Raw genomic sequence first — 16,464 nt, 5'->3', positions numbered from 1 at the left:
GACTTGATTGTCAGGGATTGAGCGGAGGCAGTGCGGGCATGGCTTGCCGGTGCCGTCGCACCGGCGCCCTGGCAGTATGGCGGCGCAGGCCCTGGGCCAACGGGGTGCCATTCCAGGCGGCCTGGGCCGGCATCGCGCCGTAGAGATGGCGTTGCAGGTCGGTCACGGCATCGGCAAGGCCGGCATCGCCGACCGACTCTGCCCACACTGCGGGGGTGGTGCCGTGGGCGGCGCGCGTCCATGCCCCCAGCGCCTGGCTGGCGACAGCGGCACTGCCTGCCTGGCAGGCTTGCAGCGTTGCTTCCAGCTGCGCGTCGGCACCTTCGGCGCGGGCGCGCTTGCGCTCGGCCAGCCGCTGGCGCAGCCGGGCCAGCGCCGGCCGCATACGCCACCACGACAGCCCGGCTGCCAGCACAGCCACCAGCCCCACTGCCCCCCACAGCAATGTCCGCCAGGGCAAGCCGCCCTCGCCCGGCAGCGCGCCGGCAGACGGACCGCCCGGGGCCAGCGCGCTGCCCGCGCGCGCGGGAGCCACTACCACCCTGATCGCGGGCGCTTCGGACTTTGCCGGCTTGCGTGTGGCCGGATCGACCCAATCCACTGTCACCGCCGGCAGCGTGTAGGTACCGGTCCGCTCGAACACGTAGGTGATGGCATCCACGCGCGTGCCGCCCGGCCCGGGCGCGTCCTGGGCGTGATCGGACAGCCGCGCATCGGCGCTGAAGACACGCACCCCGCGCGGCGCCGCGGCGTGCGGCGGATGGATCATCATGGCCTGGGTCTGCGGCGCAAAGGTGGTGACGGTGCGCACCAGGGCATCGCCCGCGCGCAGCCGCACGGTGCCTTCGTCGGAGGCGTGGTCCAGCGCCTGTGTCACGGTGAGCCGGGCCACCGGCAGCAAGGGCCGTCCGATTCCGGCGCCGGCCTTCACCGCGCCGCCGGCTCCCGCGCGGATCCGCGTGGGCGGGAAGGTCACGCTGCCCTCGCGCGACGCGCCGTCGTCGCCCGCATAAGTGAAGCGCACGGTCGCGGATGGCAGCTCGAAGTCGCCATCCTGCTCGGCGGTGAAGGCATAGGTCTTGCGGATGCCGGCGTAGCCAACCCCATCGATGATTTCGGTCGAGTTCAACGCGCGCTGGTCAGGCATGGTGACGACGGCGCCCGGCACCTGGAGCACCGGGAAGGCCGGCGCCGACATGAAGAAGTTGGGCGCCAGGATAGTGACGTCGATGCTGATCTGCTGGCCGACCAGCACCGGCTGCTTCGCGCCCACTTCCACGCGCACGATGGGCTCGGCGGCACGCGCGAGCAAGGGCAGCAGCAACGCCGCCATCAGCAAGATGACCAGCGGCGCAAGCCGCCGCAGCCACCCGCGCTGACACACGGCGCGGCCGCTCATCGCTGCCCCTGCTGCGGTGCGGCCTGCCCGCGCTGCAGCGCGAACTTGCGCTGCAACAGGTCGGTCGGCGTGGTCTGGATCGCGCGCATCCACATCTCGGCGTCCTGCGTCAGGCCGATATGCATGGACTGGCCGCCCTGCTCCGGCGGCTTCGCGGCGTCGTACTTGATTTCATCCGGCGGCACGTCGGGGGGCTCTTCCTGGTCGTCGGGGTCTGGCTTGTCTTTTGGCTTCTGCTGCGCCAGCAGCTTTTCCATCAGCGCCAGGTTGGCCGTGGCCGCCGGCCATTGCGGCTGGCGCCTGAGCGCCTGACGGTAGCGCGCGGCGGCTTGCTGGTACTGGCCCTGCCGCGCCAGCGCATTGCCCTGGTTGTAGTCGGCCTGCGGTGAATCGACCAGCGCGAAGCTCTGCACCGCCTGCGCGTACTGGCCGGCGCGATACTGGGCGACGCCGCGCCACATCGCATCGTCGAACAGGGTCGCGGCGCGCGCGAAGTCGCGCTGCTCGAAGGCGCGGCGGCCTTGCTGGTCATGCGTCAGCCACAGGTCGGCAAAACGCCACGGGCGCGCGCCATCGGCCTGCTGTGCGCGCAAGCCCGGCTGCGGCGCAGCGAACGCCAGCGCCAGCAGCAGGCCGGCGGTCCAGCGCACGGTCCAGCCCTTGCGGAACCACAGCATGGCCAGCAGCGTGACCGGCAGCACCAGCCACCAGCCTTCATCCTTCCAGCGCGTGCGGTCGCCAGCCTGCATCTGTTCGAGGTGCGACTGCACATGGCGCTGCACCCACGCCACGTCGTCGTCGCTGCCGGGCGTGAAGGTGGCGAGCGGTGTGCCGCTGTCGTCGCCGAAGCGCTTGAACGCCGCCACATCCAGCCGCGCGAACACACGTGCGCCGTCCTGTTCGACATAGCCGCCCGCTGCATTGCGCAGCGGCCCGCCCTGTTCCGTGCCGATGGCCAGCACCACCGGCTGGCTGCGGCCGCTGTCCGCCTGCGCGCGGAAGGCCCTGGCGGCGGCGGGGTCCACGCCGTCGGTCAGGAACAGGATGGTGCCGGGCACCGGCTCACGCGCCAGGTCGGCGTCGATGGTGCGCAGCGCCTGTGCCATGTCGCGCCCCGGCACCGGCATGATGCGGGTCTGCAGCGCATCGACAAAGGTCTGCAGCAGGTTGGTGTCGTCCGTCAGCGGCAGCACCAGGTGAGTGGAGCCGGCATAGGCATAGATCGCAGTGCGGCCGCCGTCGCGGCGCGCCAGCAGCGCCTTGATCTTGAGCTTGGCGCGCTCCAGCCGCGTGGGCGTGACGTCCACCGCGTCCATGGTGCGCGACAGGTCCACGGCGATCGCCAGCGGTGCCTTGTCATCCAGGAACGGCGGGCGCTCCTGCCGCCAGCTCGGCCCTGCCAGCGCGATGGCGCCGAGTGCCAGCAGCAGCGCGGTCAGGTGCACCGGGCGCAGCGCCACGCGGCGGCGTTCGCCGATCACCAGCGCGTCGAGCAGGTGCGGCGCGATGGTCTGGCGCCAGCGCCGCCGCACATCGCCGCGGCGCTGCACCGCCCACACCAGCAGCGCGGCCGGCACCAGCACCAGCAGCCACCACGGGCGCAGGAAATGGAAGTGCGCAAGCGTGTCGAGGGCCTGCATCAGCGCCCCTCCCCGGCGGCATTCGCGATCTCGTCAGCTCCTTTGGCCGTGCCACGCCGGCGCGACAACCACGCCGAGTAGCCGAACATCAGCAGCTGGTACGCCAGCACCAGCGCCAGCGCCGCCCCCAGCGGCCACATGAACAGCTCGCGCCGCGGCCGCCATGACAAGGTCTTCTGGTTGTGCGGCGTGATCCGGTCCAGCGTCGCGTAGATGGTCTCCAGCCCGCCCTGGTCGGCGCCGAAGAAGTAGCGCCCCCCGGTCTGCGCGGCCAGCCGCTGCAGTACGCCGAGATCGACCTTCTCCTCGCCCGAAGCATTGGGATCGCCGATGCCGATGGTATGTACCACCACCTTGCGCTCCTTGGCGATCCCCCCCGCGCGCTCGGGCGGCATCCGGCTGGCGGTGTCGTTGCCGTCGGTCAGCACGATCAGCACTTTCTCGGGCGCTTCGCTGTGCTCGAACATCTTGATGCCGAGCCCGATGGCATCGCCCAGCGCCGTGCTCGGCCCGGCCATGCCCGGCAGCAGGCCGGTGATCAGCGTCTGCACCAACTGGTGATCCAGCGTGAACGGTGCCAGCGGGTACGGCGCGTCGCCAAACACGATCAGGCCGATGCGGTCGCCCGGGCGCCTGGCGACAAAACCGCTCACCACCTGCCGCACCGCCTGCACGCGCGGGATCAGCGCGCCGGACGGGTCGCGGAAGTCGCGTGTGTCCATCGACTGCGACAAGTCCAGCGCGATCAGCAGGTCGCGCGCCGGCTGCACCTTCTGGAACGGTGCCTCCAGGAACTGCGGCCGCGCCAGCGCCGTCACCACCAGCGCCCACGCCAGCGGCGCCAGCACCCATTGCAGCCGGTTGCGGCGCGACACCACGGCCCCGGTGGCCGGGGTCAGGCCGGCGGCGCTGGCCACCTCGCCAAAGAACGGCAGGCGCACCGACGGGCTTTCCTCGCGGTACGGCGGCAGCCACCACCACAGCAGCAACGGCAGCGGCAGCAGCACGAAGAGCCAGGGGTATTCAAACTGGTACATGGTGCTCCGCGATCCAGCGCCGGCACGCGCCGGCCACCGCCTGCACCTGCGTCTCGGGCCATTGCGCCAGCACCGCGTCGTCGCGGTATTCGGCGTCCTGCACCAGCGCAGCCAGCAGCGGCGCGGCGTCTTGTGCGCGCCCGGCGTGTGCCTGCAGGAATTCGGCCCAGCCGGCGCCGGCCAGGCTGGCAACCTGGGCGCGCGGCCACGCGGCCAGCGCCGTGCGCTTGAGCAGCGCCGCCATCTGCCGCAGCGCGGCGACGCGGTGCGCGGGGTCAGCGCCCAGCGGCAGTCCTGCCAGTTCGGCCAGCGCCTCGCGCCGGTAGCGGTTGGCGCGGTAGCGCCGCCACGCGCGCCAGCCTGCCCAGGCCAGGGCCAGCAGCAGCAAGGCGCCGGCGATCGGCCAGCCGATGGTCTGCGGCGCCCAGGAAGGGGGCGGCGGCACGGCTACGTCGGCAAGGGTGGCCAGCGTAGCCACGCCCGTGCTGTCTTCGACGCCCGCTGCGGTGCTGTGCGTGAGGCTCATCGCGCCGCTCCTGCGCGTTGCCGCACCGGCGTCTGCTGCAGCGGGCGGCCCAGCAGCCGGCGCAGCTGCAGCGCCGTTTCCTCTGCCGCCGACAGCGGCAGCAGCGGCACGCCGATGGCGTGGTGCCAGTCCAGCAGCGCCTTGGCGTGCGTATCGACAAACTCCGCAATGCTGCGCCGCGTGGCCGCGTGGCCGAAGCCCAGCTCCACCTGCAGTTCGCCGTCGCTGACCACCAGTTGGCCGGACTCCGGCAACTCGCTCAGGAAGGGATCGTGGACCAGGATGGTCAGCACGTCGTTGCGCGCCGCCATTTCCAGCATCAGGTCGCGGGTGCGATCGTCATGGCCGTCGAAATCGCTGATGACGATAACCAGGCAGTCATGGCGCGCCATGCGCGCGGCGCGCTCCAGCGCCGCGTTCAGCTGCCCCGCGGCGCGCCGCGCCGGCGCATCGGCGCGCAAGGCCTGGTTGAAGCGCGCGATGGCGCCCAGCAGCTGCTGCACGGCTTCGCGGCTGCGGCGCGGGGTGAACTCCTCGGCCTTCGCATCGCCGAACACCACGCCGCCGACGCGGTCGCCTTCGGCCAGCACGCGCCAGGCGGCCAGCGCTGCCGCCTCGGCCGCGCTGACCGACTTCATCGCGCGCCGGCTGCCGAAGAACATATTGATGCGCTGGTCCACCACCAGCAGCACGGGACGGTCCTTTTCCTCGGTGTAGACGCGCACGTGCGGCTTGCCGGTGCGCGCGGTCACGCGCCAGTCCATGCTGCGGATATCGTCGCCGGGCAGATACAGGCGCAGTTCCTCGAAGGTCAGTCCGCGTCCGCGCACCTTGGAGGCGTGGCGGCCGGCCAGCACGCTGTGCACCGGCTGGCGCGGCAGGAAGTGGAAGTCGCGCGCGGCCACTTCCAGCGCGGCCAGCGCCGCCGCGTCCACGCTGACGCCGGCAACGGTCGCGGCAGCCGGCGCCTGCACCGCAGATGGCGCGGCGCGGGCCATGGCGCGGAACGGCAGACGCATCGGCTAGCCCTCGCGCGCCGTCAAGCCACCGCCACCCGCTGCACCAGGCGGTCGATTGCGGCATCGGCACCGATGCCGGCCGCATGCGCCTCGTACGACAGGATCAGCCGGTGGCGGAACACGTCGTGCACCACCGCCTGCACATCCTCGGGCGTGACGAAATCGCGCCCATGCAGCCAGGCGTGCGCGCGCGCCACCTTGTCCAGCCCGATCGAGCCGCGCGGGCTCACGCCGATCTGGATCCACTTGTCGAGGTCGTCGTCCACGGGCTTGGGAGCGCGCGTGGCTTGCACCAGCGTCACGATGTAGCGCTCCACCGCATCGCTGACATGGATGCCATGGATCTCCGCCCGCGCGGCGAAGATCGCTTCGGGCGCCAGCCGCACTGCCTGCGCCCCACCCCCCGCCCCGCCGCCGGCCTCTTCCTCGCGGGCCAGCTTGACGATGTCGGCCTCGGCGTCCGCCTCGGGATAGCCCACGCTGACATGCATCAGGAAGCGATCCATCTGGGCCTCGGGCAGCGGATAGGTGCCCTCCTGCTCGATCGGGTTCTGCGTGGCCATCACCAGGAACAGCGGCTCCAGCTTGTGGGTGGTGCCGCCGACGGTGACCTGGCGCTCCTCCATGGCTTCCAGCAGAGCCGCCTGCACCTTGGCCGGCGAGCGGTTGACCTCGTCCGCCAGCACCAGGTTGGCGAACACCGGGCCGGCCTGGAATCGGAACTCGCCCTTGCCGCCTTCGGTGAAGTACACCTCTGAACCCGTGATGTCGGCGGGCAGCAGGTCCGGCGTGAACTGGATCCGCGACAGCCGCGCATCCAGGTTGCGCGCCAGCATCTTGATGGCCCGCGTCTTGGCCAGCCCCGGCAACCCTTCCACCAGCAGGTGGCCATCGGCCAACAGGCCAAGCAGCAAGCGTTCGATCATGCGCTGCTGCCCCACAATCGATTCGCCCATGCGCTGCTGCAGGGCCAGGACGTCGTCGCGTGCGCTCATGGCGTGTTCCTTGGTTCAGCAGGTGCGCGGCGGGCGGGGCGAGCTGACTGGCCGCCGACGAACCAGGCGTAGTAGGGATTGTCGGGATCGGCGCGCATGGCCTGCGTGATATGGCTGGCCCAGGCTTCGCGGTCACCGCGGTAGGCATCGAGGCCGGCGCGGTAGAAGGTGTGCAGCACTTCGCGCTCGCGGCGCAAGTCGCTCCAGAATGCGTCATCGGCGCCCGCCAGCGGGGGTTCGCTTTGCAGCGACAGCAGCCTGGACAAGGTTTCCGGGAAGGCGTCGCGGCGGACCCAGCCGGCGTATTCGATGCGCGGGCGGTCATCGGTGACGGCCGGCGCATCGGCCGCATACCAGTCCAGGCCAGCGCGGTCGGTGACCCAGGTCGCCATCAGCGCCGCCGGCGAGCGCACGCCCACGGCCTGCAGCGCGGCAGCAACTTCCGGCTGTTCAAAGCGCGTGCGGATGCGCGCGGCATCCAGCGCCAGCGGCGACAGCGAACCCACCAGCATCATCTCGTGCAGCTCGGTGGTCCACAGCATGGCGTGCGGGAACACGTCCAGGAAGCTGCGCACCAGCATGCGGGTGTCTTCGTCGTTCTGCGTCGGCAGCGGCAGCCACTGCGCCACCAGCCCGCCGGGTTGCAGCCGCGCTGCCGCGAGGCGGTAGAAATCGGTCGAATACAGGTTGACCACGCCGGCCGCCGACGGAGGCGGCGGCTCCAGGGTGATCAGGTCGTACTGCTGCGTGCTTTGCAGCAGTTCACGCCGGCCGTCGCGCAGGCGGATGTCCATGCGCTTGTCGGCGGCCACGCCGAAATTGCCCTCGAAGTTGGGCACGGCGCGCGCCACCGGCGGCAGCAGTTCCGCCACCACGCGGTGTTCAAGGCCAGGCCAGGCCAGCGTGGCGCCGGCCGTGATACCGGTGCCAAGGCCGATGACCAGGGTGGATTTGGGCGTGCCGTTGTGCACGATCAACGGCAGCAGCGCCTGCAGCCGCATATAGCGCTGCGAGGTCATGGCATCGCCCGAATTGGAGACGCCCTGGATATACAGGCGTCGGAAGCGGTTGCTGGACGAGGTCTGCTCCACCACGGCCACGGTCGCGCCGCGGCCCTCCTCGTAGAACACCAGGTCGCCGCCGCGGGCGCGCGCCAGCAGCGTGGCGAGCCGGTCCGCAGGCGCCAGCGCGGCGGCGATCACGGCCAGCACACTGACCATCGGCACCGCCCAGCGCGCTACGCGGCGCACACCACTACCCAGCGCCACCGCCACCACGCCGACCACGCCAGCGCTCACTGCCAGCAGAGACAGCGTATGCACCAGCCCCAGGTATGGCACCAGCACAAAGCCGGCCAGCGCCGTGCCGGCGATGCCGCCCAGAGTATTGAGCGCCACCACGCTGCCCACGCCGGCGCCGACGTGCCGGCTATCGATGCTCACGCGCAGCACGAAGGGGAACGCCGCGCCCAGCAACAGCGTGGGCACGAACACGACCGACAGCGCCGCCAGCGCAAAGCTGGCACAGGCCGCCACCAGCGGGCTGGACGTCAGCCCCTGCACCCAGGCGGACAGGCTGCCCTGCGCCCGCAGCAGCCATTCGCCCAGCAGCACGAATTCAAGCAACGCCACCAGCCCCGCCCCCGTCACCAGCAGACCGAAGGCGCCCCAGGGGTCGCGCACCCGGTCGGCATGGCGCGCAGCCAGCGCGCTGCCGATAGCCAGGCCGGCAAGGTACGTTGCCAACACCACGGTAAAAGCGAAGGTACGCGTGCTGAGGAACTGCACGATGGCCTGCGACCAGACCACTTCGTAGCCGAGGGCAATGCCGCCGGCAGCGGCATACAGCACCAGCGCCAGCCGGCCGTTGGCGGCATCGCCGCCGGCAGCGGCGCCTTGCCCGGCAGCGGCGGCAACCGGCTCGGCCGCAGCTTGCGTGCGCGCAGCCAGCAGCCAGGCCACCAGCGCCGCGGCGCCATTGAGCATGCCTGCCGTGACCGCACTGCCCAGGATGCCCAGCAGCGGCACCAGCACGAATCCAGCCAGCAGCGTGCCGGCGATGGCGCCGGCCGTATTGGCGGCATACAGCCGCCCGCCATGCACGCCCACACGGCCGGCGCCTGGCGTCAGCACGCGCATCAGCACCGGCAAGGTGCCGCCCATGGCGGCTGCAGGCAGGATCACCAGCACAAAGGGCAAGGCCCACGCCAGCCATCCGGTGCGCTGCTCCAGCCAGGCGAACGGCGCTGCCGCATGCGCCAGCGCCACGGTGGCGCCGATGCCCAGCACCAGGACGCCGATTTCGAGCCACGCATACAGGCGCAGCGGATTGCCGTGGCGGTCGGCCACGCGGCCGAACAGCCAGCCACCCAGGGCCAGCCCGCCAAAAAAGGCGCTGACCGCGGTGGTGACCGCGTGCACGTCGACGCCAACCACCAGCGACAGCTGGCGGATCCAGACGATCTGGTAAACCAGTCCGGCCGTGCCGGATATGAACAGCAACACGGCCGCCCAAAGCCACGTCTGGTCGGCCGTGTTGCCCCGCAGCGCCAAGGCGGATGCGGAATATTCGGTCTTCACGGAGCGCGCCCGGCGCCCGTCCTTGCCACCATGGCCGCCCGGGGCGGCATGAGATTCGATCATGAACTGGACCGTTGGCGCGAAGGCCCGCGCGTACGCGGGCCTTCGCCGGTTTCAACTGCCGTCACAGGCGGACGGCGCTGATGACTGACTGCATTACTTCTTCTTCATCGATTCTTCAATCTTCTTGTCGACCTGCTCGCGCACCTGGTCGATGCTGAAGCTGGCCGGGCGCTGGCTCGGCGGGTAGTTGACGAAGGTCTGGAGGAACGCCGCAGCCTTCATCGTCCCGATCTCGGTCAGGTACGCGTTCTTGCCCAGCCAGTCGTTGTACTGGTCAGAAACGATGTCTGCGCGTTCATACGGATCCATGCGCAGGTTGAAGATCTTCGGCACCCGCAGGCACTTGAACGGATCCTGCCAGACCTGGAACCCGCCCGGTGTAGTCTGCTCGCAGAAGACGACCTTCCAGTCGTCATAGCGCATCGCCACGAGCACGCCGTCGTCGTTGAAGTAATAGAACTCCTTGCGCGCGCCCTTGTTGGTCTGCCCCGTCAGGTACGCCAACTGGTTGTAGCCGTCGAGGTGTACCTTGGCGTTCTTGCTGCCAAGCGACGTACCCTTTAGCAGCCGCTCCTTGATATCGCCGTCGCCAACGGCAGCCAGCAGCGTCGGGAACCAGTCAAGCCCGGAGAACATCTCGTTGCTGACGGTGCCCGCCTTGATCTTGCCCGGCCAGCGGATCATCGCCGGTACGCGGAACGCGCCTTCCCAGTTGGTGTTTTTCTCGCTGCGGAACGGCGTGCTTGCCGCATCAGGCCAGGACCACTGGTTGGGGCCGTTGTCGGTGGTGTAGATGACGATGGTGTTGTCCGCGATCTTCAGGTCATCGAGCGTCTTGAGCAGCTTGCCGACGTCGCCGTCGTGCTCGATCATGCCGTCGGCGTAATCGTTGCCGGGCATGCCGCTCTGGCCCTGCATGGACTGACGCACATGGGTGAACGCGTGCATGCGGGTTGTGTTCATCCAGACAAAGAACGGCTTGTCGGCCTGGACCTGCTTGGTAATGAACTTCTGCGCCGCGTCGGTGGTCTCGTCGTCGATGGTCTCCATGCGCTTGGTAGTCAGTGCACCGGTATCCTCGATCTTGCCGTCGGCCGTGGAGTGCAGCACGCCACGCGGCGAGAAGTTCTTCACGAATGGATCGTTCTTGTCCTTCGGCCAGTACGGGCGCTGCGGTTCTTCTTCGGCATTCAGGTGATAGAGGTTGCCGTAGAATTCGTCGAAACCGTGCTTGGTCGGCAGGTACTCGTCGCGGTCGCCCAGGTGGTTCTTGCCGAACTGGCCGGTGGCGTAGCCGAGCGGCTTGAGGGCCTCGGCAATGGTCACATCGCGGGCTTGCAAGCCCACGGTCGCCCCCGGCGCGCCTACCTTCGACAGGCCGGTGCGCAGCGGCGACTGGCCCGTGATGAACGACGAGCGGCCCGCCGTGCAGCTGTTCTCGGCGTAGTAGTCGGTGAAGATCATCCCCTCACGGGCGATGCGGTCGATGTTCGGCGTGCGATGGCCCACCACGCCCATGCTGTAGGCGCTGATGTTGGTCTGGCCGATGTCGTCGCCGAAGATCACCAGGATGTTGGGCTTCTTGCCCGACGTATTGACAGCCACTGGCGCGGAAGCGGCTTCAGGTGCAACCGGCAGGTTGGACTGCGCCGGCGGCTGTGCCGGCGTCGCGGACGTGTCCGGCGCCGCCGCAGCCGGGGCCGGGGTCGCCGGCTGCTGCGCGGCAGGCGCCTGCTGTTTGGGCTCGTCTGCCTTCTTGCAGCCGGCGATCGCCGCGATGGCGATCGCCATTGCGGCCATGGCAAAGCGCGCGCCGCGCCTTGCCGGGGTGGACTCTGTCATTCGTTGCATTGCTGCTCCCGATAGTCAAACAGCTTCAACCTGCGTCCGGCACGCCTGGCATGCCGGCTCCCTCTTCTGCCTACTTCGCACCAGCCGTGGGGTAAACCTGCTGCCAGTCCTGCTTCATGCTGACCACCGTCCAGCCCTTGGCGCGGGCAGCGTCCAGTGCCTTGTCGAGCTTGCCCACCTTTGACTGGCGGTCATAGGCGAACTCGCGCTCGGCATCGTCGTGATGCACCAGCACGCCCATGCGCGGACCGTCGCCGCCGGTGGTGTACTCCAGCATCTGCAGGTCGCCGTCGGAGTTGCCCACGGCGAGGATCGGCCGGCGGCCGATATGGCGGTAGATGCCGACCGGCTTGCCCGGCCCGTCATCCACGAATTCCAGCTTGGGGTCGCGCACCAGCACCGGCCTGCCGTCGCGCACCAGGTAGCGCACGGCCTGCGAGGAGCCGATCACCTGCTCGGGCGGAATGCCATAGACAGCCTGGCTCCAGGGGCGCATGAACTCGATGGTGCCGCCGGAGACGATGTAGGTCTTGAAGCCGTTGGCGCGCAGGTAGGACAGCAGTTCCAGCTGCGGTTGATAGACCAGCTCGGTATAGGGCCGCTTGAACCTGGGATGCCGCGATTTCGCCAGCCAGTCGCGGATGGTGCGGTCATACTCGTCCGTGGTCATGCCGCTGTTGGCCGTGACGACCAGGCCGGCCAGCTGCTTCTCGTTGCGCATCAGGCCCTCCATGTCGTTGGCCATCAGCGCCTTGAAGGCGGGGTTGTTGCGCCACTCCGGGTGTTGCGGCGCGGCGGCGCGGATCTGGTCGAGCAGGAAGAAGAACTGGAAGTACAGCGGCTGCTCGCTCCACAGCGTGCCGTCGTTGTCGAACACTGCGACGCGCTCCTCGGGCGGCACGAATGTCGGCGAGTCCTTGCGCGTCACGTCGGCAACAAACTTCAGCAGTGCCTGCCGTGCCGCACCGTCGCGCCACGACGCCAAAGCCTGCGCGGCCGGCTGCGCCGCCTGGGTGACGGCGGCCTGAGACTCGGGCGCCGTGGCGGGCGTCGAACAGCCCGCAAGCGCAAGGCCGGCCAGCACCAGCGCGGCAATGGCCCTGCGCGAGGGGCTGGCTAGGAATCCGCGGGTGGCAGCGATGTCCATATGGTTCACTCCTGTCGCGTGCTGTCGTGCTCGTCGTTGTGCTTTGGTTCGCGCGGGCGCAGCGCTATCGAGCCGCCTGCCCGGACTGGCCGGCCAAGGCCACCGGCGCCTGCCGTTGCCGTTCCGCCCAGCGGCCCTCGTCCATCACCAGCCGGAAACCGAGGTGCGACATGCTGTTGTACGGGTCGGTCCCGCGCCGCGCGCTGGGGCGGTAACTGAGGCAGAAATCCTCGTTGCAGAGGAAGGAGCCGCCGCGCGTGACGCGCTTGGGCGCATTCACCGGGACGCCGGGCTCGGCCGGATCCCACGAGCCCATCGGGCCGACCGGGTTTTCGATCGGCTGGGCCTTGCCGGCCTCGCGCCGGAACTGGTCGGCCCGATACCAGTCGGACACCCACTGCCAGGCATTGCCGGTCATGTCGGCCAGGCCATAGCCGTTGGGCGGGAAAGTGCCAACCGGGCTGGTGCCGAGCGCCCCGCCCGCCTTGGGGCTGACCACCGGGAACGGCTGGTTCTGCTGGCCCTGCCAGACATTGGCCATCTGCTTGCCGTCGGGGGCGAACTGCTCGCCCCAGGCATAGGTGGCCTGCTCCAGCCCGCCGCGCGCGGCAAACTCCCATTCCGCCTCGGTGGGCAGGCGCTTGCCGGCCCACTTGGCGTAGGCCTGCGCGTCTTCATACGAGACCTGGACCACCGGGTGGTTGTCCTTGCCTTCGATCGAGCTGCCAGGACCGGTCGGATGGCGCCAGTCGGCACCGGGCACATAACGCCACCAGCGCGAGTAGTCCTGCAGCGGCACCGGCCGCGGCGTGCCCACGAAGACCATGCCGCCGGCCACCATGGCGCTGTCGGGCGGGCGCGGCGTGCCGGGCGGCAGCTGGACCCGCAGGGTTTCCCAGTCAGGTGCCCGTTCCGCGGTCGAGACGTAGCCCGTGGCTTCGACGAACTTGCGGAATTCCGCGTTGGTGACGTGGTGCTGGTCCATCCAGAAGGCGTGCACGCGCACCTTGTGGGCCGGCTTTTCGTTGGGCTGCGCCATCTTGCTGTCGCTGCCCATCAGGAACTCACCGCCGGGCACGCGCACCATGCCAGCGGGTCCGCGCTTGCCATCGCCGATGACGATGGCGGGCGCCGTTGGCGTCCGCCCCTTCATGTACCAGTAGCTGGCGCCGAGGCCTGCTGCGACCCCGAGACCCAGCAGCACCAGGATCAGTGCCCTCTGCCCGCTGCGCCGTCCCGCGGCAAGCGCAACCGAGCCGGAACGCCCCGCGCCCGCGCCGGGATTGCTGCCTTTACGTCGTCCGCTCATTCACTCCGCCTCTTTGTATACAAAAATCATGCTGATTCAGCGCAAACCATGATCTCAGATGGCTACGGTTATCAGAAGTCAGCTTTTTCTCGTTCGGGGGCCAAGTGAATTAAGTTTTTCTTGCGCGCACTGCCACTGGCGCCCTGCTCATCGCTCGCTATCTGCCCTTGGCACCATCTTCGTCAGGGCCGCCGGATCTTCCTCACCCTCATTGAGGATGCCGTAGTCCGCCGGAAACAGCGCTGCCAGCGGTGGCGGATACTGAAAGGCGTGCAGCGGCTCCAGGTTTTCGCCAGCGTCGATCACGAACACCTCGATCAAGCGGCTGCGGCCGCCGTTCTCCTGGCCTGCCACATAGTAGTGAACGCGGTTTTGCCAGACGAAGTGCCCGCCGAAGTAAGGCTTGGAGACATCCGGCAGCCCGGCCAGATGCGTTTCGCACAGCAGCACCGCTTCGCGCAGGTAGTTCCGGCTGGACGTCTCATCGGAGGCGGACAGCCTGGCCATCATGCCCCGCCTGTCCTTGACCTTCTTGATTGCCATAGCGTAGCGAGCAGGTTGGGCGCGTGGGCGCCCGGACAGCCTACCGGCACATCGAGCGGACCTCGCAACTCAGTGCCATGCGCTCCCCACCTGGATATAGAAGGCGTTCTGGCCCTTGCTGTGGGCCACATCGAGACCGATCGACACCCCCAGCTTGCGCGCAATCATGTAGCGAAAGCCCGCGCCTACGCTGTAGATGGTCGATGCATCGGAAAAATCATGCCAGCGCCCATATGCCTTGCCCAAGCCGGTGAAGCCCAGCAGCGACCAGCGCGGCGTCACGTCCCAGCGCAGCTCCATTTCTGCCGCCAGCGCATTGCGGTCCTGGTAACGCCCCTTCTGTACCCCGCGCAGGTCCACGAACGGCTGCGCGTAGAACGGCACGTCGCCGGTGGAAAAGCGCGTATCGGCGCGCAGCCCCAGGATCACGGTGCGCGCCAGCGGCAGCCAGGTGAAGCCGCGCGCGTTATACATATTGAATGACTGCGTGCTGCCGAAGCCGCCGCGCGCGAACTGCGCCTCCAGCTCGGCATAGCTGCCGCGGCTGGGATAGAAGATGTTGTCGCGCGAGTCGTAGTCGACCACCAACCCGGCCTTGCCGATGCGCTGGGTCTTGTCGAAGCTGCCGAGTTCACCCGCATCGCCAACCTTGAAGGTCGCGGTCGAATCGAAATACACGTAGCGCGGCCCCACGTACCAACGCGTATCGGCAACCCGCACGAGCAGTTGCTGCACCAATGCCACGCCTCTGAGTTCGTAGGCACGGGGCTGGTTCAGCAAGCCGAAGTAGTCCAGGTTTGCATTGACCTTGGCGATGCCCCCAAGATAACGGTAGCGGTCGCCGTCCCACGTGTGGAAGTGCGCCACGCCTGCGCCCCAGGTGCCGTTTTCCGTATACGCACCGCCGATGGCTGTAATGTTCGGCGGTGCGGGCCCCTTTCCACTGGCCTTGGCGCTGGCCGCCGCATCCGCCATGGATTCCGAGAAGAACATCAGCCCCAGCCCGCCGCCGTAGCCAACGGCTGGTTCCGTGATAACGACCGGCACCGGCAGCGCGCCCTTGTGATTGAGCAGGAAGTCGCTCATGTCCAGCTTGCCGTCCTCAGGATCGAAGAACGACAGCGGTTTCTTTTCAGCCGGCGCTTCAGCCTGGCCGAAGGCGGCGTCGCACCAGAGCAAGGCCAGTGCGCTTAGCGGCGATGCAATGCGCTGGCTTGCCTGGGAGCGGGTCATCAGCAAGTTATGAAAGGTCCCTGCTTATGGCTACAGCGGGAACTGGATATTCAAGCCCATGAACACCTGGAATTTGGGCACCCCGACTCCCTCGTGCCCCACCGTCCATTGCGGCTCGGCAAACAGGTTGCAGATTTCCTTGCCGATTTTCCAGATCTTGCCCGCGCCGATACCGAGGGGGATGTAGTAATTCCCACGCTTGAGGTCGAAATTCCAGGTTGCGGTGCTGCGCAGGTACCTGCCTTGCGGCAGGTTATAGATCACGAACGGCTGCGCGGTCAGGTTGTCCTGGGTGGGCCGGTCGCTTTCCCCGGCAAATGAATGCTGCCAGGTCACGAGCCCGCCGATCATGCCCCATTTCTGCGGGGAAATACCCACGCCGGCCAGGCCGGCCTGCCATTTCCCGGTGCCGGTCTGGTCGCGCGATGCCGTGGGAATGGTGAGTTGGGGGCCAATGCCCCATTCCATGCCCAGGCCCTTGAGCAACACCAGGTTGAACAGGTTCAGGTCGCCCAGTCCGGTCTTGCTGCCATCCGGCGCGACATTCGGCGTGGTGACGACGGGCATCGTGAACCGGACGATCTGCGGCAACCCGAACAGCTTGTGCGGAATGGTGCCGCGCAGCAGGACGCTGTTTCCGTCCTCGTCGCCGAGTCCGTAATAGCGTCCCACGTACTGGTCCTGCAGATTCAGGGTAATGGTCGGGCTCAGCGGATTATTTGACGCATTCATGTCATCCGTCGAGGGCCCTGCCGCACAGGCAAGCGCCGGCAATGTTGCTGCCACGCTGCCCGCAGCAAGCCTTAATCCCTGCATGACTGAATTCATTTGGAATCGTTGCCCTGAATGAAATTGGTAACGCCCGCCGATTGAATATGGCGCTTCCATCATCGCAGACCGCCTCAAGGCCTGTGAAGTAAATATTTGCGATGCCGTGATGAAGATTTTCGTCGGCTTGCGCGCTGGCAGTGACAGGGGTCTTTGCTGGTAGTATGCAATGTCACGAAAATATGAGGGTGGGGCATTGCCTTACTGTGTAATTTCACTATAGCTGGCGCGGGCAGGCATGCGCCAGAGGCCGGCATTCCGGCAAGCGCCTGGCCGGCCTTGCATTCCTTGTTCC

13 protein-coding genes are annotated in these 16,464 nt (G+C 68.3%); all 13 read right to left on the bottom strand.

The window, feature by feature from the left end:
- Positions 1-10 precede the first annotated feature (10 nt).
- A complete protein-coding gene (locus C265_RS06895; protein WP_010811571.1) occupies positions 11-1,399 on the bottom strand; it encodes a BatD family protein in 1,389 nt (462 codons plus the stop codon).
- Positions 1,396-3,039, bottom strand: a complete 1,644-nt coding sequence (locus C265_RS06890) for a VWA domain-containing protein (RefSeq protein WP_010811570.1) — start codon at positions 3,037-3,039, stop codon at positions 1,396-1,398. Before C265_RS06890 ends, C265_RS06895 begins: the two co-directional genes overlap by 4 nt.
- Positions 3,039-4,076, bottom strand: coding sequence for a VWA domain-containing protein (locus C265_RS06885; RefSeq protein ID WP_010811569.1), 1,038 nt, complete (start codon positions 4,074-4,076; stop codon positions 3,039-3,041). The genes C265_RS06890 and C265_RS06885 overlap by 1 nt, the downstream gene beginning before the upstream one ends.
- Positions 4,063-4,602, bottom strand: coding sequence for a DUF4381 domain-containing protein (locus C265_RS06880; RefSeq protein ID WP_010811568.1), 540 nt, complete (start codon positions 4,600-4,602; stop codon positions 4,063-4,065). Before C265_RS06880 ends, C265_RS06885 begins: the two co-directional genes overlap by 14 nt.
- A complete protein-coding gene (locus tag C265_RS06875) occupies positions 4,599-5,621 on the bottom strand; it encodes a DUF58 domain-containing protein (RefSeq protein WP_010811567.1) in 1,023 nt (340 codons plus the stop codon). The genes C265_RS06880 and C265_RS06875 overlap by 4 nt, the downstream gene beginning before the upstream one ends.
- Before the next feature lie 20 nt (positions 5,622-5,641).
- Positions 5,642-6,616, bottom strand: coding sequence for a MoxR family ATPase (locus C265_RS06870; RefSeq protein WP_010811566.1), 975 nt, complete (start codon positions 6,614-6,616; stop codon positions 5,642-5,644).
- A complete protein-coding gene (locus tag C265_RS06865; protein ID WP_010811565.1) occupies positions 6,613-9,258 on the bottom strand; it encodes a fused MFS/spermidine synthase in 2,646 nt (881 codons plus the stop codon). The genes C265_RS06870 and C265_RS06865 overlap by 4 nt, the downstream gene beginning before the upstream one ends.
- A gap of 93 nt (positions 9,259-9,351) precedes the next feature.
- Positions 9,352-11,109: an arylsulfatase gene (locus tag C265_RS06860; protein WP_176844237.1), complete on the bottom strand. Its 1,758-nt coding sequence runs from the start codon at positions 11,107-11,109 to the stop codon at positions 9,352-9,354.
- A gap of 70 nt (positions 11,110-11,179) precedes the next feature.
- Entirely contained in the window at positions 11,180-12,256 is a 1,077-nt protein-coding gene (locus tag C265_RS06855) for an HAD family phosphatase (RefSeq protein WP_010811563.1), read from the bottom strand.
- A gap of 64 nt (positions 12,257-12,320) precedes the next feature.
- On the bottom strand, positions 12,321-13,565 hold the full coding sequence (locus C265_RS06850; RefSeq protein ID WP_010811562.1) for a formylglycine-generating enzyme family protein: 1,245 nt from the start codon (positions 13,563-13,565) through the stop codon (positions 12,321-12,323).
- Between the two features lie 147 nt (positions 13,566-13,712).
- Positions 13,713-14,108 carry a hypothetical protein gene (locus C265_RS06845; protein ID WP_037023794.1) on the bottom strand — a complete coding sequence of 132 codons (396 nt, stop codon included), beginning with the start codon at positions 14,106-14,108 and terminating at the stop codon, positions 13,713-13,715.
- 69 nt (positions 14,109-14,177) lie between these two features.
- Positions 14,178-15,341 carry a BamA/TamA family outer membrane protein gene (locus C265_RS06840; protein ID WP_010811560.1) on the bottom strand — a complete coding sequence of 388 codons (1,164 nt, stop codon included), beginning with the start codon at positions 15,339-15,341 and terminating at the stop codon, positions 14,178-14,180.
- 30 nt (positions 15,342-15,371) lie between these two features.
- Entirely contained in the window at positions 15,372-16,232 is an 861-nt protein-coding gene (locus C265_RS06835; protein ID WP_246840181.1) for a hypothetical protein, read from the bottom strand.
- Positions 16,233-16,464 lie beyond the last annotated feature (232 nt).

The organism is Cupriavidus sp. GA3-3, from assembly GCF_000389805.1.
Classification (GTDB): Bacteria; Pseudomonadota; Gammaproteobacteria; order Burkholderiales; family Burkholderiaceae; genus Cupriavidus; species Cupriavidus necator_D.
The sequence above is the reverse complement of the archived record's forward strand: the minus strand, read 5'-3'. Positions and strand labels throughout refer to the sequence as shown.